Below are 18,422 nucleotides of genomic sequence, written 5' to 3'. Positions count from 1 at the left end.
CCGCCAACTGGAAACGGGTGGTGCGCGGGTGGGAGACAGGCGTACGCATATGCCCGTACGCCCCCACCCCGTGACCAGCGGAGCGCAAACGCGTTGGTCAAGAAAGAGTTGACCACATCGGGCCGCTTTCGCGGCCCAATTCCTTTCAACGCCGGTTCGAGAGGCTTGTTCATGGCCGACCATGCAACCCACGACGCCCAGGCCCGGGCCAGCCTGCACTTGTTGGTGCGGGACATCGAGCGGGTCCGCCGGCAGGTGGACGCACTGCGCACGCTGACCGCCCAGTTGGGCAACGTCTACCGCCCGCGCCGCTCCGGCCCTTCCACGGGCTTCGTCGTCTACGGACGCGCCCCCGCCCCGACGGTCCGTCTCGCCCAGGAGCTCCGGGACAGTGTCGAAACCCTGGTCACGGCCGCCGTGGACTTCGACCGCTCACTCGGCTTCTCCTGGGACGCGGTGGGCTCGGCGCTCGGGGTCACCAAGCAGGCGGTGCACCGCCGTTACGGCGCCCGCCGCGCCGCGGCCCAGGCGGCCGCCGAGACCGAGCGGTCGACGGAGCCGTCCGGCACCCGCACGCTCAACGTGACCGCCGGCCTGCCCACGGTGCCCGGCCTGCCCGCAGTGCCCGGCCTGCCCACGGTGCCGACGGTGCCCGCGGCCCGCTCCATGCCGACGCAGCCGACCGCGGGCAGCCCGACGCTCCGCGACGACGCCAGGCCGACAGCCTTCCCCGGCCCGCGCAACGGCTGACGCAACAGCTCACGCGACTGCCGACACCCTCACCCTGCCCTCCCGGGCGACCTCCGGGAGGGCAACCGCATGCCAGGCCACGACGGCCCCGGCCGGCACGGTCACCCGATCTCCGGGTCACCCGATGTCCACGGTCCCCCGAAGTCCGGAGTCACCGCCCGGGTCACCCGATGTCCGGCGGATCGATCCGCACCCGCACCGCATCCCCGCCACCGCCCCGCGCCATCCGCGCGGCCTGAGCCGTCTTCAGAGCGGCGGCCAGCGCACCCCCGCTCCCCGGGGGCACCCGCACCAGCGCCCGCTCCCAGTCCTCGCCGGGCGGCGGCGCCCCGGGCCTGCGCTGTCGCCCGGGGAGCGTGGGCGGCACCGGCACCGGCCCCAACACCTCGGCGTCCGGCGGCAGTTCGACCGCCCGCAGGAACTCGGCGACGGCCTCGGCCGGGCCCGACACGGCCGCCATCCGGGACACCGGCGGGAACCCCAGTTCGGCCCGCTCGGCCAGCTCCCGCACCGCATGCCCCACGGGATCCCACCGCACCAGCGCCTGCACGGGCCGCAGGGTCGGCTCGGCCACGACGACGACGGTGCCCCGCTCCCCCTGCGGCCGTACGAGCGCCCCGGCCGCGATCCACCGGCGCAGCGCGTCCTCACCGGCCCGCAGGTCGGGCCGGCCGAGCATGGCCCAGCCGTCCAGCAGCAGGGCGGCCGCGTAACCGCCCTCGGCGACCGGCTCGGCTCCCGGGGTGCTCACGACCAGCGCGGGCGTGCCCGGCACGGTGTCCAGCACCTGCTCACGTCCCGAGGTACGCACCGGTACGGCGGGAAAGGCCCGCCCCAGCTCCTCGGCGGTCCGCCGCGCCCCGACCACCTGGGCCCGCAGCCGGAAGCCCCCGCACTCGGGGCAGTGCCAGGCCCCCTCCTCGCGCCCGCACCAACCGCACCGCAGCGCCCCCGCGTCCTGCGCCTCGAGCGGCCCGGAACAGTGCCGGCAGCGGGCGGGCGCCCGGCACTGGGCACACGCCATGCGCGGCACGTACCCGCGCCGGGGCACCTGGACCAGCACCGGTCCGTGCCGCAGCCCCTCCCGGACCACCTGCCAGGCGAGCGTGGGCAGCCGGGCGGCGCGGGCGGCCTCGTCCCGCGCGAGGTCGTCGTCCCCCACGGTCCGCACCAGGGGCGCAGACCGCCGTACCTGCTCCCGCCCGGCGACCAGCGGCCGCGCCCAGCCGCTCTCCACGAGCTGCGCGGCCTCCACGGTGCAGCTCCAACCGCCCAGCAGAAACGCGCACTTGTCCAGGGCAGCCCGCAGCAGCAGCACATCCCGCGCATGCGGCTGGGGAGCGTGCTGCTCGCTGTGGCTGTCGTCGCCGTCGTCCCAGATGGCGACGAGCCCCAGATCCCGCACCGGAGCGAACATGGCCGCCCGCGTCCCGACCACGGCCCGCACGCTCCCCCGCCGCACCGCGAGCCACTGCGCGTACCGCTTCTCGGGCCCGGCGTCGGCGGTGAGCAGCGCGTGCCGGCCCTCGCCGAGCAGCGCGGTCAGCGCGGCGTCGACCCGCGCGGCGGCCCGCCCGTCCGGTACGACGACGAGTGCGCCGCGTCCCGAGGCGAGCGTCGCGGCGACGGCCCGGGCCAGCTCCTCGCTCCACAGCGGTCCTGGCAGCGCGTTCCACACCGCCCTCGGCGCTCCCCCGGAGGCCAGGGACTCGATGAAGGCGCCCCCGTGCTCGTACCGCGCCCACGACCCGGTGTCGGGCGCGGCGGGCGGCGACAGGGGCGTGGGCGACGGCCGCCGCTCGGCCCGCGCGCTGCGCGGCGGCACGGCCAGCTGGAGCACGTCGGCGAGGCTTCCCGCATACCGGTCGGCGACGGCCCGCGCGAGCCCCAGCAGCTCTTCGCTCAGCACGGGCTCGGGCGACACGACCTGGGCGAGGGCGGCCAGCGGCCCGGAGTACTCGGACTCGGCCAGCCTCTCGATGAGAAACCCGTCGATGAGCCCGCCGCCCTCGCGACGCCCCTCGCGCACCCGATGCCGCCCGGCCCCGAACCGCACCCGCACCCTGACCCCGGGCTGCGCGTCGGCGTCCAGCTCCTCGGGCACGGCATAGTCGAAATACCGGTCGAGGTGCAGCACACCCTTGTCGACGAGCACCCGCGCGACAGGCAGGTCCTTGGCCAGCGCGGCCCCCCGCCACGTCCGCGGCTTGGCCCGGGGCACCTTGGCCCCCCGCACACTCTCCCGAATGAACGCGAGCTGCTCCGGCGGCGCCCCTGCGCCCCCGCCGTCCCCCGACCCGTTCTCGCTGCTCACGCTTGCATTCTTACCAAACGACACTGACAACGGGCGCCCATGCCTAGGCTCGCGGCCATGACCGAACCCGCTCCCGATCCGCTCGAACTACTCCGCGAACGCCTCGCGGCCTTCCCCGACGGGGAGGTCAGGACCGGCACGGTGGCCGGCTTCGGCGAGCGGGGTGACGTGCTCGTACAGCTCGACGGGGATGATCCGCAGGCACCGACCGGAACCATCCCCCGGCACCTCCTCACGTGGGCCGCGTTCGAGGACCCCGGGGAGGTGGTGTCGATCGGGCAGCGGATCACCGCCGAGGTGTCGGGCGTCGACGAGCGGACCGGCGAGGTCGCGCTCTCCGCCAGGGCCTGCGAGGACGAGGCTCTGTACCGGTATCTGCGCCGCACGCGGCGCGGGGACGTCGTCACGGGGACGGTGGCCGCCGTGCACAACTTCGGGGTCTTCGTCCGGCTCGACGGGGAGCCCGCGCACCCCGCCTATCCGGGGACGGGCTTCATCCGGGTCCCCGATCTGACCTGGTCGCGCATCGATCACCCCGGGGACGCGGTCCGGCCCGGACAGCGGGTCACCGGCGAGGTGGTCATCATCGACACGTACCAGGGGGAAGTGGTCGTCTCGCTCAAGGCCCTCCAGGAGGACCCCTGGGACAGACTCATCGCGGGCACGGGAGACGTCGTGGCAGGGCCGGTGACCAAGGTGGTCCCCTTCGGCGTCTTCGTCCGGGTCGGCGAGGCCGCGGAGGGTTTGGTCCATGAGTCGGACCTGGACGGACAGGTCGTGAGCGAGGGGCAGGAGCTGGCGGTCAGGATCGTGGAGATCGACCGGGTGCTGCGCCGGATCCGGCTTGCGCCCGCCGGCTGACGGCGCACACGCCGAGGCCCGGCCCCCCGAAGGGAGACCGGGCCTCGGCGAGAGAGCCGTGCGGGCTTACAGCCCAGCGGCCTTGCGCAGGGCGTCCACGCGGTCCGTGCGCTCCCAGGTGAAGTCGGGCAGCTCACGGCCGAAGTGACCGTACGCAGCCGTCTGGGAGTAGATCGGGCGAAGCAGGTCGAGGTCGCGGATGATCGCGGCCGGACGGAGGTCGAAGACCTCGTCGATCGCCTTCTCGATCTTCTCGGCGTCGATCTTGGCGGTGCCGAAGGTCTCGACGAAGAGGCCGACGGGCTCGGCCTTGCCGATCGCGTAGGCGACCTGGACCTCGCATCGGGAGGCCAGACCCGCCGCCACCACGTTCTTGGCGACCCAGCGCATCGCGTACGCGGCCGAACGGTCCACCTTGGACGGGTCCTTGCCGGAGAACGCGCCGCCGCCGTGGCGGGCCATGCCGCCGTAGGTGTCGATGATGATCTTGCGGCCGGTGAGGCCGGCGTCGCCCATCGGGCCGCCGATCTCGAAGCGGCCGGTCGGGTTGACCAGCAGGCGGTAGCCCTCGGTGTCCAGCTTGATCCCGTCGTCCAGCAGCGCCTTCAGCTCGGGCTCGACGACGAACTCGCGGATGTCGGGCGCCAGCAGCGACTCCAGGTCGATGTCGGACGCGTGCTGCGAGGACACGACCACCGTGTCGAGGCGGACGGCCTTGTCGCCGTCGTACTCGATGGTGACCTGCGTCTTTCCGTCGGGGCGCAGGTAGGGGATGGTGCCGTTCTTGCGGACCTCGGACAGCCGCTTGGACAGGCGGTGCGCCAGGAAGATCGGCAGCGGCATCAGGGTCGGCGTCTCGTCCGACGCGTAGCCGAACATCAGGCCCTGGTCGCCCGCGCCCTGCCGGTCCAGCTCGTCCTCGTCGCCCTCGACCCGGGACTCGTACGCCGTGTCCACGCCCTGCGCGATGTCCGGGGACTGCGCACCGATCGACACCGACACACCGCAGGAAGCGCCGTCGAAGCCCTTCTTGGAGGAGTCGTAACCGATCTCGAGGATCTTGTTGCGGACCAGCGTGGCGATGTCCGCGTAGGCCTTGGTCGTGACCTCACCGGCCACGTGCACCAGGCCGGTGGTGATCAGGGTCTCGACCGCGACCCGGGAGGTCGGGTCCTCGCGCAGAAGCGCGTCGAGAATGGTGTCGCTGATCTGGTCAGCGATCTTGTCGGGGTGACCCTCGGTCACAGACTCCGAGGTGAACAGGCGACGGGACACAACGCTCCCTGGGGTTGCAGCGGCTGCTGGCTGATCATTTGCGGACGGGCACAGGGCTGCGCCTGGCGTCGTCCGAGAACAGTTTACGGGTCGCACCGTGCCACCGGCCCACCCGTCTCGCCTCTCGGGAGCGCTGTGACCTGCGGCACGGGCATTCTGCACAATGACGGTGACCTTGACCAGGGGGCACCACGCGACATCGCTGTGTTTCGAAAACCCGTCATACGGCCGAAACACATCGCCCCGGACGGCGGAATCCCGGTCAGCCCAGCCGGGCCGTCACGAGGTCCCAGACGATGTCCGCGAGGGCTTCCTTCGGACCGTGCGGTACGGGGGTCTCGCTTCCGTCGGCGCCCAGGACTAGGGCCTCGTTCTCCTCCGACCCAAAGGTCTTGCGCTCCCCCACCTCGTTGACCACGAGGAGGTCGCACCCCTTGCGGGCGAGCTTGGTGCGGCCGTTGGCGAGGACGTCGTCGGTCTCCGCGGCGAAGCCGACGACGACCTGTCCGGGGCGGGCGCGATCGGCCGAAATCTCGGCGAGAATGTCCGGATTTCGCACTAGGACGATGGGGTCGGGGTCCTGGCCGTCCTTCTTCTTGATCTTGCCGGCGGCGTAGGCCGCGGGGCGGAAGTCGGCGACCGCCGCGGCCATCACCACGGCGTCGGCGTCCGCCGCGGCCTTGAGGACCGCTTCGCGCAGCTGCACAGCGGTGCCCACCTGAACGACGTCGACGCCGGCCGGGTCGGGCAGGCCGGTGTTGGCCGCGATCAGGGTCACCCGGGCGCCGCGCGCCGCGGCCGTGCGGGCGAGGGCGTAGCCCTGCTTGCCGGAGGAGCGGTTGCCGAGGAAGCGAACCGGGTCGAGCGGCTCGCGGGTACCGCCGGCCGAGACGACGACGTGCCGGCCCGCGAGGTCGGGCTCGGTGACGCCCCGGGCCAGCACCCGGCGGCAGACCTCGAAGATCTCCGCCGGGTCGGGCAGCCGGCCCTTGCCGGTGTCGACCCCGGTGAGGCGGCCGACCGCGGGCTCGATCACGACGGCGCCGCGGCGGCGCAGCGTGGCCACGTTCTCCTGGGTGGCGGGGTGCTCCCACATCTCGGTGTGCATGGCGGGCGCGAAGACGACCGGACAGCGTGCGGTGAGGAGTGTGTTGGTCAGCAGGTCGTCGGCGAGGCCGTGGGCGACCTTGGCGAGCATGTCGGCGGTCGCGGGGGCCACCACGACCAGGTCGGCGTGCTGGCCGATGCGGACGTGCGGAACCTCGTCGACGTCGTCCCAGACCTCGGTGGAGACCGGGTTGCCGGACAGGGCGGACCAGGTGGCGGCGCCGACGAAGTGCAGCGCGGAGGCGGTGGGCACCACGCGCACGTCGTGGCCCGACTCCGTGAACCTTCTCAGCAGCTCACAGGCCTTGTAGGCGGCGATCCCGCCACTGACCCCCAGCACGATCCTTGGCTTGTCCACCATCTCTCCCCGGCTCGGCAACGTACGAGACCATCACACACCACAGGCCCGGCAGCGTGACTGCCGGGCCTGTGGATAAGTCAACCGCAATCTGAAAGTACTACTGGGCCGGGCCCTCGACAGCCTCGGACGTCAGCAGACCCGCGTTGATCTCACGCAGGGCGATCGAGAGCGGCTTCTCGTGGACGTGGGTGTCGACGAGGGGACCGACGTACTCGAGGAGGCCCTCGCCGAGCTGCGAGTAGTACGCGTTGATCTGGCGGGCACGCTTGGCCGCGTAGATCACAAGGCTGTACTTCGAGTCGGTGGCCTCAAGCAACTCGTCGATCGGCGGGTTGATGATGCCCTCGGGCGCGGTGATGGAAGAGGACACGCTCTACCTTCCGATGGATGGGAAAGATTCAGTGTGCATGATCGGAAACGATCACACAACGTCCATCAAGGCTAGCAGCTCGCTCGCCACGTCCTCGACGGAGGTGTTGACCAAGGTCACGTCGAACTCCGGCTCGGCCGCCAGCTCGGTCCTGGCCGCCTCCAGGCGGCGCTCGATGACCTCGGGCGGCTCGGTCCCCCGACCGGTGAGCCTGCGCACCAGCTCCTCCCAGGAGGGCGGGGCCAGGAACACCAGCTGGGCGTCGGCCATCGACTCACGGACCTGCCGGGCGCCCTGGAGGTCGATCTCCAGCAGCACGGGCTCACCGTTCTCCAGCCGCTCCAGCACGGCCGCACGGGGCGTGCCGTAGCGGTTGCCGGCGAACTCGGCCCACTCCAGCAGCTCGCCGTTGGCGATCAGCTTGTCCATCTCCTCGTCGGTGACGAAGAAGTAGTGGACTCCGTGCCGCTCACCGGGCCGCGGCTTGCGGGTGGTGGCCGACACCGAGAGCCAGACCTCGGGGTGTTCCTTGCGCATATGGGCGACGACCGTGCTCTTGCCGACCCCCGAAGGGCCGGAGAGCACGGTCAGCCGCGGACGTTCACTCATGCAGCGATTATTCCAGCAATCCCGGGGTGCCCGGGACGCCCGGTCCGGCGGCGGCCGGACTCAGGAACCGGTGCTGCCGAACTCACGTTCCAGGGACGCGATCTGGTTGGAACCGAGACCCCGCACGCGGCGGCTCTCGGAGATGCCCAGACGCTCCATGATCTGCTTGGCGCGGACCTTGCCCACGCCAGGCAGGGACTCGAGCAGCGCGGAGACCTTCATCTTGCCGATGACGTCGTTCTCCTGGCCCTGCTTGATGACCTCGTGCAGGGAGGCGCCGGAGTGCTTGAGTCGATTCTTGACCTCGGCCCGCTCCCGGCGAGCCGCGGCGGCCTTTTCGAGCGCGGCTGCGCGCTGTTCAGGGGTAAGGGGCGGAAGAGCCACGCCTACGTCACCTCGGATGTCGAACTGTCGGATACGGACCGGTGAGGAACCTAGTCGCCCCACACCTGGGGAGCTACGAGCAACACGCTGCCCGTTCTCCCCCACTGCCTTAACGGCGTGGGAGGTGGTACCCCCACTGCTCGGAGACTAGCGGGCAAGTCCGCCAGAGTCAGCGAGAACAGCGGAAAAGTACTGGTCAGCCGCCGCCAGGCCGGACATTTCAGACATACTGCCCTCGATTTGAGGATGTATTCACACTCAAGTCGCCCTGGTGCCGTCCACCGGAACGCCCGGCGGAGATCTCAGGCGCCGCCGACGGCGGCCCGGATCTCCTCCGCGAAGCGCTCCGTGGCCGAGCGCAGCGCCCCGACGTCGGGACCGTGCCGCAGCACACCCCGGCTGACGTTCGGGACGACGTTGCGCGCCGCCGACCCGAAGACCTTGGGAAGGTCGGCCGCGGTCGCCCCCTGGGCGCCGACACCGGGCGCGAGGAGCGGGCCGTTGATGTCGAGGTCGTACGACGACAGGTCGCCCACCGTGGCGCCGACGACCGCCCCGAAGGAGCCCAGCGGCTCCTCGCCCGCGTTCTCGGCGGCCAGGTGGGCCAGCATGGTCGCGCCCACGCTGCGCCCGTCGGCGCGGACCGCGTGCTGGACCTCCGGGCCCTCCGGGTTCGAGGTGAGGGCCAGGACGAACAGCCCGGCACCGCTCTCCCGGGCCAGCGCGACGGCCGGGCTGAGCGAGCCGTAGCCGAGGTAGGGCGAGACGGTCAGGGCGTCGGAGAACAGCGGGGCGTCCTTGTGCAGGAAGGCCTCGGCGTACCCGGCCATGGTCGAGCCGATGTCGCCGCGCTTGGCGTCCATCACGACCAGGGTGCCGGCCGCGCGGGCCTCCTGGACCGCCTTCTCCAGGACGGCGATGCCGCGCGAGCCGAACCGCTCGAAGAAGGCGATCTGCGGCTTCATGACGGCGACCCGGTCGGCCACCGCCTCGACGACCGTGCGGCTGAACCGCTCCAGACCGGCCACGTCGTCGTTCAGGCCCCACTCGGCGAGCAGGGAGGCGTGCGGGTCGATGCCGACGCAGAGGGGGCCGCGCTCGTCCATGGCGCGGCGCAGACGGGCGCCGAAGGGTTCCAGTGCAGTCATGCCGTCTTCCTCACGTCGGCGCCGACCGCGTCGGCGAGGGTGGCGTACGGGCTGGTGCGCAGGCGCGCGGCGAGGCCCTTGTGGATGGCGCGGGACCAGAACGGGCCCTCGTAGATGAAGGCGCTGTACCCCTGGACCAGCGTGGCACCGGCCAGGATGCGCTGCCAGGCGTCCTCGGCGGTCTCGATGCCGCCGACGCCCACCAGGGTGATCCGGTCGCCCACGCGCGCGTACAGGCGGCGCAGGACCTCCAGGGAGCGTGCCTTCAGGGGCGCGCCGGAGAGTCCGCCGGCCTCCTTCACCAGCGAGGGTTCGGTTTTCAAACCGAGGCCCTCGCGGGCGATGGTGGTGTTGGTGGCGATGATGCCGTCCAGGCCCAGCTCCACGGCCAGGTCGGCGACCGCGTCGATGTCCTCGTCCGCGAGGTCGGGCGCGATCTTCACCAGCAGCGGGACGCGCCGGTTGGCGACCGTACGGTCGGCGGCCTCGCGCACGGCGCTGAGCAGCGGGCGCAGCGCCTCGGTGGCCTGCAGGTTGCGCAGGCCGGGCGTGTTCGGCGAGGAGACGTTCACGACCAGGTAGTCGGCGTACGGCGCGAGGCGCTCGGCCGACTTCACGTAGTCGCCGACGGCCTCCGCCTCGGGGACGACCTTGGTCTTGCCGATGTTGACGCCCACCACGGTCTTGAACACGGGTTCGCGGGACGCGAGGCGCGCGGCGACCGTCAGGGAACCGTCGTTGTTGAAGCCCATGCGGTTGATCAGCGCCCGGTCGGCGACGAGCCGGAACAGCCGCTTCTTGGGGTTGCCGGGCTGCGCCTCACCGGTGACCGTGCCGATCTCGACGTGGTCGAAGCCCAGCATCGACATGCCGTCGATGGCGACGGCGTTCTTGTCGAAGCCGGCGGCGAGCCCGAAGGGGCCGTGCATGCGCAGCCCGAAGGCCTCGGTGCGCAGCTCCTTGTGGCGGGGTGCGAGGGCGGCCGCGACGAGGGTGCGCAGCACGGGGACGCGGACGGCGAGGCGGATCCAGCGGAAGGCCAGGTAGTGGGCCTGCTCCGGGTCCATCCGCTTGAAGACGAGGTTGAAAAAGATCTTGTACATGGTGTCCTCACGAAGAGGGGGACACCGTTTCCGGTGTCCCCCTCAGGGCTGCTAGTCGCGGGCCGCGGTCAGGTGTTCCGCGTGTTCCTGGAGCGAACGGACGCCCACGTCACCGTGGTTGAGGGCGTCGATGCCCTGGACGGCCGCGGCGAGTGCCTGGACGGTCGTCAGGCACGGCACGGAGCGGGCCACCGCGGCCGTACGGATGTCGTAGCCGTCGAGGCGGCCGCCGGTGCCGTACGGGGTGTTGACGATGAGGTCGACCTCGCCGTCGTGGATGAGCTGGACGATGGTCCGCTCGCCGTTCGGGCCGGTGCCCTCGGACTGCTTGCGCACGACCGTGGCGTTGATGCCGTTGCGCTTGAGGACCTCGGCCGTGCCGGAGGTGGCGAGCAGCTCGAAGCCGTGCGCGACCAGCTCGCGGGCCGGGAAGATCATCGAGCGCTTGTCGCGGTTGGCGACCGAGATGAACGCGCGGCCCTTGGTGGGCAGCGGGCCGTAGGCGCCCGCCTGCGACTTGGCGTACGCCGTGCCGAAGACCGAGTCGATGCCCATGACCTCGCCGGTGGAGCGCATCTCCGGGCCGAGGATGGTGTCGACGCCGCGGCCCTGGATGTCGCGGAAGCGCGACCACGGCATGACGGCTTCCTTGACGGAGATCGGCGCGTCCAGCGGGAGTTCGCCGCCGTCGCCGGTCGCCGGAAGCAGCCCTTCCGCCCGCAGCTCGGCGATGGTCGCGCCGAGCGAGATCCGGGCGGCGGCCTTCGCGAGCGGCACCGCGGTCGCCTTGGAGGTGAAGGGGACCGTACGGGAGGCCCGCGGGTTGGCTTCGAGGACGTACAGGATGTCGCCCGCCATCGCGAACTGGATGTTGATCAGGCCGCGCACCCCGACTCCGCGCGCGATGGCCTCCGTGGAGGCGCGCAGGCGCTTGATGTCGAAGCCGCCCAGCGTGATCGGGGGCAGGGCGCACGCCGAGTCGCCGGAGTGGATGCCGGCCTCCTCGATGTGCTCCATGACGCCGCCGAGGTAGAGCTCCTCGCCGTCGTACAGGGCGTCGACGTCGATCTCGATGGCGTCGTCGAGGAAGCGGTCGACGAGGACCGGCCGGGAGGGGCTGATCTCGGTCGACTCGGCGATGTAGGAGGCGAGGCGGGTCTCGTCGTAGACGATCTCCATGCCGCGCCCGCCGAGGACGTACGACGGCCGGACCAGGACCGGGTAGCCGATCTCGTCGGCGATGGCCTTGGCCCCGGCGAAGGTGGTGGCCGTGCCGTGCTTGGGGGCCGGCAGGCCGGCCTCGGCGAGCACCTGACCGAAGGCCCCGCGGTCCTCGGCGGCGTGGATCGCCTCGGGCGAGGTGCCCACGATCGGCACGCCGTTGTCCTTCAGGGCCTGCGCGAGACCCAGCGGGGTCTGGCCGCCCAGCTGCACGACCACGCCCGCGATCGGGCCGGCGAGGGACTCCGCGTGGACGATCTCCAGCACGTCCTCCAGCGTCAGCGGCTCGAAGTACAGGCGGTCGGAGGTGTCGTAGTCCGTGGAGACGGTCTCCGGGTTGCAGTTGACCATCACGGTCTCGTACCCGGCGTCGGACAGCGCGAAGGAGGCGTGGACGCAGGAGTAGTCGAACTCGATGCCCTGGCCGATGCGGTTCGGGCCGGAGCCCAGGATGATCACCGCGGGCTTCTCGCGGGGCGCGACCTCGGACTCCTCGTCGTAGGAGGAGTAGAAGTACGGCGTCCTCGCGGCGAACTCGGCGGCGCAGGTGTCGACCGTCTTGTAGACCGGGCGGATGCCGAGGGCGTGCCGGACCTCGCGGACGACGTCCTCGCGCAGGCCGCGGATCTCACCGATCTGCTGGTCGGAGAAGCCGTGCCGCTTGGCCTCGGCGAGCAGGTCCGCGGTCAGCTCGGGCGCCTCGGCCAGCTCGTCCGCGATCTCCTTGATCAGGAAGAGCTGGTCCACGAACCACGGGTCGATCTTCGTGTACTCGAAGACCTCCTCGGGCGTGGCGCCGGCGCGGATGGCCTGCATGACCGTGTTGATCCGGCCGTCGGTGGGGCGGACGGCCTCGCGCAGCAGCGCGTCCTTGTCGCCGGGCTCACCGACGAAGGTGAACTGGCTGCCCTTCTTCTCCAGCGAGCGCAGCGCCTTCTGGAAGGCCTCGGTGAAGTTGCGGCCGATGGCCATGGCCTCGCCGACCGACTTCATGGTGGTGGTGAGGGTGGAGTCGGCCTGCGGGAACTTCTCGAACGCGAACCGCGGAGCCTTGACGACCACATAGTCGAGCGTGGGCTCGAAGGAGGCCGGGGTCTCCTGCGTGATGTCGTTGGGGATCTCGTCGAGGGTGTAGCCGACGGCGAGCTTGGCAGCGATCTTCGCGATCGGGAAGCCGGTCGCCTTGGAGGCGAGCGCCGAGGAGCGCGACACACGCGGGTTCATCTCGATGACGATCACCCGGCCGTCCTCGGGGTTCACCGCGAACTGGATGTTGCAGCCGCCGGTGTCGACGCCGACCTCGCGGATGACGGCGATGCCGATGTCGCGCAGGATCTGGTACTCGCGGTCGGTCAGCGTCATCGCGGGCGCGACGGTGATCGAGTCACCGGTGTGCACGCCCATCGGGTCGAAGTTCTCGATGGAGCAGACGACCACGACGTTGTCGTGCTTGTCGCGCATCAGCTCCAGCTCGTACTCCTTCCAGCCGAGGATGGACTCCTCCAGGAGCACCTCGGTGGTCGGCGAGAGCGTGAGGCCCTGGCCGGCGATGCGGCGCAGCTCCTCCTCGTCGTGCGCGAAGCCGGAGCCGGCGCCGCCCATGGTGAAGGACGGGCGGACGACGACCGGGTAGCCGCCGAGCTGCTCGACGCCCTTGAGGACGTCGTCCATGGAGTGGCAGATGACCGAGCGGGCGGACTCGCCGTACCCGATCTTCGCGTTGACGGCCTCGACCACACCCTTGAACAGGTCGCGGTCCTCGCCCTTGTGGATGGCCTCGGGCTTGGCGCCGATCAGCTCGACGCCGTACTTCTCCAGGACGCCGTTCTCGTGCAGCGAGATGGCGGTGTTCAGGGCCGTCTGGCCGCCCAGGGTGGGCAGCAGGGCGTCGGGGCGCTCCTTGGCGATGATCTTCTCGACGAACTCGGGGGTGATCGGCTCGACGTAGGTGGCGTCGGCGATCTCCGGGTCGGTCATGATCGTCGCCGGGTTGGAGTTGACGAGGATCACGCGCAGGCCCTCGGCCCGCAGCACGCGGCACGCCTGGGTGCCGGAGTAGTCGAACTCGGCGGCCTGGCCGATGACGATCGGGCCGGAGCCGATGACCAGGACGGACTGGATATCGGTGCGCTTAGGCACGCTGGCCCTCCATCAGGGATACGAAGCGGTCGAACAGGTAGGCGGCGTCGTGCGGGCCCGCTGCCGCTTCGGGGTGGTACTGGACGGAGAAGGCCGGCTGGTCGAGCAGCTGCAGCCCCTCCACGACGTTGTCGTTCAGGCAGACGTGCGAGACCTCGGCGCGGCCGAACTCGGTGTCGCTGACCTTGTCGAGCGGCGCGTCGACGGCGAAGCCGTGGTTGTGCGCGGTGACCTCGACCTTGCCGGTCGTACGGTCCTGGACCGGCTGGTTGATGCCCCGGTGGCCGTACTTCAGCTTGTAGGTGCCGAAGCCGAGGGCGCGGCCGAGGATCTGGTTGCCGAAGCAGATGCCGAACAGCGGGGTCCTGCGCTCCAGGACGGCGGTCATCAGGGCGACCGGGCCGTCGGCGGTGGCCGGGTCACCGGGTCCGTTGGAGAAGAAGACGCCGTCCGGGGCGACCGCGTAGATGTCCTCCGGCGTGGCCGTCGCGGGTAGCACGTGCACCTCGATGCCGCGCTCGGCCATGCGGTGCGGGGTCATGCCCTTGATGCCGAGGTCGATGGCGGCGACGGTGAACTTCTTCTCACCGACGGCCGGGACGACGTAGGCCTCCTTGGTGGCGACCTCCTCGTACAGGCTCAGGCCCTTCATGCGGGGCTGGGCCTGCACACGCTCCAGCAGCTCGGTCTCGGAGGCGCTGTTCAGCGCAGTGCCGGAGAAGATGCCGGCGCGCATCGAGCCGCGCTCGCGCAGGTGGCGGGTGAGGGCGCGGGTGTCGATCCCGGAGATGCCGACCACGCCCTGGGCGATCAGCTCGTCGTCCAGGGAGCGCTTGGCCCGCCAGTTGGACGGCACGCGCGCGGGGTCGCGCACGACGTAGCCGGAGACCCAGATGCGGCTCGACTCGTCGTCCTCGTCGTTCCAGCCGGTGTTGCCGATCTGCGGGGCGGTCGCGACGACGATCTGGCGGTCGTACGACGGGTCGGTGAGGGTCTCCTGGTAGCCGGTCATGCCGGTGGAGAACACGGCCTCGCCGAAGGTCTCCCCCACGGCCCCGTAGGCACGACCGCGGAAGGTGCGGCCGTCCTCCAGGACGAGTACGGCGGGAACCTTGGCAGCTCCCCTGGTGGAGGTCGTCATCGTGCGCCTTCCGTGTCGTTGGTCATCTGGTTCAGGGTGTCGACCCAGTCGGTGTGCTCGGCCGCGTGGTCGGAGCGGAAGCCGGAGTCGATCAGCTTGTCCCCGAGCGCCCAGGTCACCACCAGCAGGCCGCCCTCGGTGAGGACCTTGCCGGCGATTCCCTTGTCGAGCCGGGCTCCGCGCAGCGCGGCGGTGGGGACGAAGAAGTCGGTCGCCCCGGGGCGTACGACCTCCAGGCCCGCGTCCGTGAGGGTCAGCTCGGCCCGGCTGCGGGTGCCGAGGCCGTGGGCCACGATGCGGTCCAGCCACTGCCCGGCCGTGGTCGAGCCGTGGTAACGGCCGCTCATGGTCAGTCTGGCCTCGCCGGGCTCCTGCGGCGCGCTGGGCAGCTCGGGCAGGTCACCCTGGAGCGTGCCGCGCCACTTCCAGCCCTCGCGCATCAGCCAGTAGATGAGCGCGACGAAGAGCGCGAGGCCGACGAGCCAGCCGATACGGGCTCCCCAGTGGGTGACCTCGGCCGACTTCTCCGCCTCGGCCAGCAGGATTACAGGTGTCACGTGAGCTTCCCGTCGACGAGCGTGGCCTTGCCCCGCAGCCACGTGTGGGTGACACGGCCCGGCAGCTCACGTCCCTCGTACGGGGTGTTGCGGCTGCGCGAGGCGAAGCCTGCGGGGTCCACCGAGCCACGGTATTCCGTGTCGACGAGGGTGAGGTTGGCGGGCTCACCAGCCGAGACGGGACGGCCGTGGCCGATGGCCTGTCCGATCTGCGCGGGCTTGACGGACATGCGGTCGGCGACGCCGGCCCAGTCCAGCAGACCCGTGTCGACCATGGTCTCCTGGACCACTGACAACGCGGTCTCCAGACCGACCATGCCCATGGCGGCCGCGGCCCACTCGCAGTCCTTGTCCTCGTGCGGGTGCGGGGCGTGGTCGGTGGCGACGATGTCGATCGTGCCGTCGGCGAGCGCCTCGCGCAGGGCGTGCACGTCCCGCTCGGTGCGCAGCGGCGGGTTGACCTTGTAGACGGGGTTGTAGGTGCGCACCAGCTCGTCGGTGAGCAGCAGGTGGTGCGGGGTGACCTCGGCGGTGACCTGGATGCCGCGGGACTTGGCCCAGCGGACGATCTCCACCGAGCCCGCGGTCGAGAGGTGGCAGATGTGCACCCGGGAGCCGACGTGCTCGGCGAGCAGCACGTCCCGGGCGATGACCGACTCCTCGGCGACGGCCGGCCAGCCGCCCAGGCCCAGCTCGGCGGAGACGACGCCCTCGTTCATCTGGGCGCCCTCGGTGAGCCGCGGCTCCTGCGCGTGCTGGGCGACGACACCGCCGAAGGCCTTCACGTACTCCAGCGCGCGGCGCATGATCACGGCGTCGTCCACGCACTTGCCGTCGTCGGAGAAGACGGTGACCCCGGCGGCGGACTCGTGCATGGCGCCCAGCTCGGCGAGCTTCCTGCCCTCCAGGCCGACGGTGACGGCACCGATGGGCTGGACGTCGCAGTAGCCGTGCTCCTGGCCGAGCCGGTAGACCTGCTCGACCACACCGGCCGTGTCGGCGACCGGGAAGGTGTTGGCCATGGCGAACACGGCGGTGTAGCCGCCGGAGGCGGCAGCGCGCGTGCCGGTCAGGACGGTCTCGGAGTCCTCGCGGCCCGGCTCGCGCAGGTGGGTGTGCAGGTCGACCAGGCCCGGCAGCAGCACCTTGCCGCCGGCCTCGACCACCTCGGCGCCCTCTGCGCTGAGACCGACGCCCACCTCGGCGATCGTCTCGCCGTCGATCAGCACGTCCTGCGGCTCGCCGCCGAGCACCTTCGCACCACAGATAAGGATCTTGCTCATGGTCTTACTTCTCCTCGTTGGTGCGGGTGTGGGTGACGGCGGGCTCGTTTCCACCGAGCAGCAGGTACAGGACGGCCATCCGGATGGAGACGCCGTTCGCCACCTGCTCGACGACCGTGCAGCGCTCGGAGTCGGCGACCTCGGCGGTGATCTCCATGCCGCGGACCATCGGGCCGGGGTGCATCACGATGGCGTGCTCGGGCATCTTCGCCATGCGCTCGCCGTCGAGTCCGTAGCGCCGCGAGTACTCGCGCTCGGTCGGGAAGAAGGCGGCGTTCATGCGCTCCCGCTGGACCCGGAGCATCATCACCGCGTCGGACTTCGGCAGGGTGCTGTCGAGGTCGTACGACACCTCGCACGGCCAGGTCTCGACGCCGACCGGCACCAGGGTCGGCGGGGCGACGAGGGTGACCTCGGCGCCGAGGGTGTGCAGCAGGTCGACGTTGGAGCGGGCGACCCGGCTGTGCAGGACGTCGCCGACGATGGTGATCCGCTTGCCGGCCAGGTCCTGGCCGAGGCCGGCGTCCCGGCCGACCAGGCGGCGGCGCATGGTGAAGGCGTCCAGCAGGGCCTGCGTGGGGTGCTGGTGGGTGCCGTCGCCGGCATTGATGACGGCCGCGTCGATCCAGCCGGAGGTGGCCAGGCGGTAGGGGGCTCCGGAGGCGCCGTGCCGGATGACGACGGCGTCGACGCCCATGGCCTCCAGGGTCTGGGCGGTGTCCTTCAGGGACTCGCCCTTGGAGACGCTGGAACCCTTGGCGGAGAAGTTGATGACGTCCGCGGACAGCCGCTTCTCGGCGGCCTCGAAGGAGATCCGGGTGCGAGTGGAGTCCTCGAAGAAGAGGTTGACGATCGTGCGGCCGCGCAGGGTCGGCAGCTTCTTGATCGGCCGGTCGGCCACCCGGGCCATCTCCTCGGCGGTGTCGAGGATCAGGACGGCGTCGTCGCGGGTGAGGTCGGCGGCCGAGATGAGATGACGCTGCATCTGTCAGGCTCCGTAAGGCAGTTCATTCGGGAGGATTGAGGCAAACCGGTGCGCGTGTCGGCACGCCGAAGCGGCCGTGCGCGCCTGACTTGCTACTGGTCGGCCGGATTCACACCGAGCAGCACGGTGTCGCGACCGTCCTCCTCGGCGAGCTGGACCTTGACCGTCTCCCGCAGCGACGTGGGGAGGTTCTTGCCGACGTAGTCGGCGCGGATGGGCAGTTCGCGGTGGCCGCGGTCGACCAGGACCGCGAGCTGCACCGCACGCGGGCGCCCGATGTCGTTCAGGGCGTCGAGGGCGGCACGGATGGTGCGCCCGGAGAAGAGCACGTCGTCGACGAGGACGACCAGCCGGCCGTCGATGCCGTCACCGGGGATCTCGGTGCGGGCCAGCGCACGCGGCGGGTGCATGCGCAGGTCGTCGCGGTACATGGTGATGTCGAGCGAGCCGACGGGGACCTTGCGGTCGGTGATCTGCTCCAGCTTGGCGGCGAGCCGCTGGGCGAGGAAGACACCCCGGGTCGGAATGCCGAGGAGCACCACGTCGTCGGCGCCCTTGGCGCGCTCGACGATCTCGTGGGCGATTCGGGTCAGCACCCGTGCGATGTCAGGGCCTTCGAGTACGGGCCGCGCATCGGATGCATGCGGGTTCGCTTGCGAGTCCATACGAAACGGACCTCCTTCTCCGCCTCACGGGACGGACCTTAAAGGACGTCGGATTTGCGCCATCTACCGTAGCAGGTCCCAGGCGGGCGTCGATCACCCGCCTGGCGCAATCGGGTGCCACTACCACGGAAGAGTCGGTGTGGACCATT

16 protein-coding genes are annotated in these 18,422 nt (G+C 71.2%); 2 read left to right on the top strand and 14 right to left on the bottom strand.

The window, feature by feature from the left end; all coding sequences use genetic code 11:
- Positions 1 to 171 precede the first annotated feature (171 nt).
- Positions 172 to 750, top strand: coding sequence for a hypothetical protein (locus CRP49_RS27430; protein ID WP_097255780.1), 579 nt, complete (start codon positions 172 to 174; stop codon positions 748 to 750).
- Between the two features lie 163 nt (positions 751 to 913).
- Here the strand turns inward: CRP49_RS27430 and CRP49_RS27425 are convergent, their stop codons facing one another.
- Positions 914 to 3,064, bottom strand: a complete 2,151-nt coding sequence (locus tag CRP49_RS27425; RefSeq protein WP_097255779.1) for a primosomal protein N' — start codon at positions 3,062 to 3,064, stop codon at positions 914 to 916.
- A 57-nt stretch (positions 3,065 to 3,121) separates the two neighbouring features.
- Between CRP49_RS27425 and CRP49_RS27420 the strand changes: the two genes are divergently transcribed.
- Positions 3,122 to 3,925 (top strand): S1 RNA-binding domain-containing protein, encoded by an 804-nt coding sequence (locus tag CRP49_RS27420; RefSeq protein ID WP_097255778.1) that lies wholly within the window; start codon positions 3,122 to 3,124, stop codon positions 3,923 to 3,925.
- Between the two features lie 66 nt (positions 3,926 to 3,991).
- Here CRP49_RS27420 and metK read toward each other — a convergent pair whose 3' ends face one another.
- The 13 genes from metK to pyrR form a co-directional block, all read right to left on the bottom strand.
- Entirely contained in the window at positions 3,992 to 5,200 is a 1,209-nt protein-coding gene (gene metK / locus CRP49_RS27415) for a methionine adenosyltransferase (protein ID WP_097255777.1), read from the bottom strand.
- 262 nt (positions 5,201 to 5,462) lie between these two features.
- The gene (gene coaBC / locus CRP49_RS27410; protein WP_097257555.1) at positions 5,463 to 6,665 is read right to left on the bottom strand and encodes a bifunctional phosphopantothenoylcysteine decarboxylase/phosphopantothenate--cysteine ligase CoaBC; all 1,203 of its coding nucleotides are present in this window, start codon (positions 6,663 to 6,665) and stop codon (positions 5,463 to 5,465) included.
- A gap of 100 nt (positions 6,666 to 6,765) precedes the next feature.
- Complete coding sequence (gene rpoZ, locus CRP49_RS27405; protein WP_003982715.1) at positions 6,766 to 7,038, bottom strand: DNA-directed RNA polymerase subunit omega; 273 nt, start codon at positions 7,036 to 7,038, stop codon at positions 6,766 to 6,768.
- Between the two features lie 51 nt (positions 7,039 to 7,089).
- Positions 7,090 to 7,647, bottom strand: a complete 558-nt coding sequence (gene gmk / locus CRP49_RS27400; protein ID WP_097255776.1) for a guanylate kinase — start codon at positions 7,645 to 7,647, stop codon at positions 7,090 to 7,092.
- Positions 7,648 to 7,707: 60 nt separating this feature from the next.
- Positions 7,708 to 8,031, bottom strand: coding sequence for an integration host factor (locus CRP49_RS27395; RefSeq protein ID WP_003977346.1), 324 nt, complete (start codon positions 8,029 to 8,031; stop codon positions 7,708 to 7,710).
- A 302-nt stretch (positions 8,032 to 8,333) separates the two neighbouring features.
- On the bottom strand, positions 8,334 to 9,179 hold the full coding sequence (pyrF, locus tag CRP49_RS27390; RefSeq protein WP_097255775.1) for an orotidine-5'-phosphate decarboxylase: 846 nt from the start codon (positions 9,177 to 9,179) through the stop codon (positions 8,334 to 8,336).
- The gene (locus CRP49_RS27385; protein ID WP_097255774.1) at positions 9,176 to 10,282 is read right to left on the bottom strand and encodes a quinone-dependent dihydroorotate dehydrogenase; all 1,107 of its coding nucleotides are present in this window, start codon (positions 10,280 to 10,282) and stop codon (positions 9,176 to 9,178) included. The genes pyrF and CRP49_RS27385 overlap by 4 nt, the downstream gene beginning before the upstream one ends.
- A 51-nt stretch (positions 10,283 to 10,333) precedes the next feature.
- Positions 10,334 to 13,642, bottom strand: a complete 3,309-nt coding sequence (gene carB / locus CRP49_RS27380; RefSeq protein WP_097255773.1) for a carbamoyl-phosphate synthase large subunit — start codon at positions 13,640 to 13,642, stop codon at positions 10,334 to 10,336.
- Positions 13,635 to 14,783, bottom strand: coding sequence for a glutamine-hydrolyzing carbamoyl-phosphate synthase small subunit (gene carA, locus CRP49_RS27375; protein WP_097255772.1), 1,149 nt, complete (start codon positions 14,781 to 14,783; stop codon positions 13,635 to 13,637). The genes carB and carA overlap by 8 nt, the downstream gene beginning before the upstream one ends.
- Complete coding sequence (locus CRP49_RS27370; RefSeq protein WP_097255771.1) at positions 14,780 to 15,340, bottom strand: hypothetical protein; 561 nt, start codon at positions 15,338 to 15,340, stop codon at positions 14,780 to 14,782. Before CRP49_RS27370 ends, carA begins: the two co-directional genes overlap by 4 nt.
- Entirely contained in the window at positions 15,337 to 16,623 is a 1,287-nt protein-coding gene (locus tag CRP49_RS27365; protein ID WP_097255770.1) for a dihydroorotase, read from the bottom strand. The genes CRP49_RS27370 and CRP49_RS27365 overlap by 4 nt, the downstream gene beginning before the upstream one ends.
- Before the next feature lie 4 nt (positions 16,624 to 16,627).
- Positions 16,628 to 17,608: an aspartate carbamoyltransferase catalytic subunit gene (locus CRP49_RS27360; protein WP_097255769.1), complete on the bottom strand. Its 981-nt coding sequence runs from the start codon at positions 17,606 to 17,608 to the stop codon at positions 16,628 to 16,630.
- Positions 17,609 to 17,700: 92 nt separating this feature from the next.
- On the bottom strand, positions 17,701 to 18,273 hold the full coding sequence (gene pyrR, locus CRP49_RS27355) for a bifunctional pyr operon transcriptional regulator/uracil phosphoribosyltransferase PyrR (protein WP_097255768.1): 573 nt from the start codon (positions 18,271 to 18,273) through the stop codon (positions 17,701 to 17,703).
- Between the last annotated feature and the right edge of the window lie 149 nt (positions 18,274 to 18,422).

This window comes from Streptomyces sp. Ag109_G2-15, assembly GCF_900215565.1.
GTDB lineage: Bacteria > Actinomycetota > Actinomycetes > Streptomycetales > Streptomycetaceae > Streptomyces > Streptomyces diastatochromogenes.
Note: the sequence above shows the minus strand (reverse complement) of the source record. Positions and strands in the feature narration are given on the sequence as shown.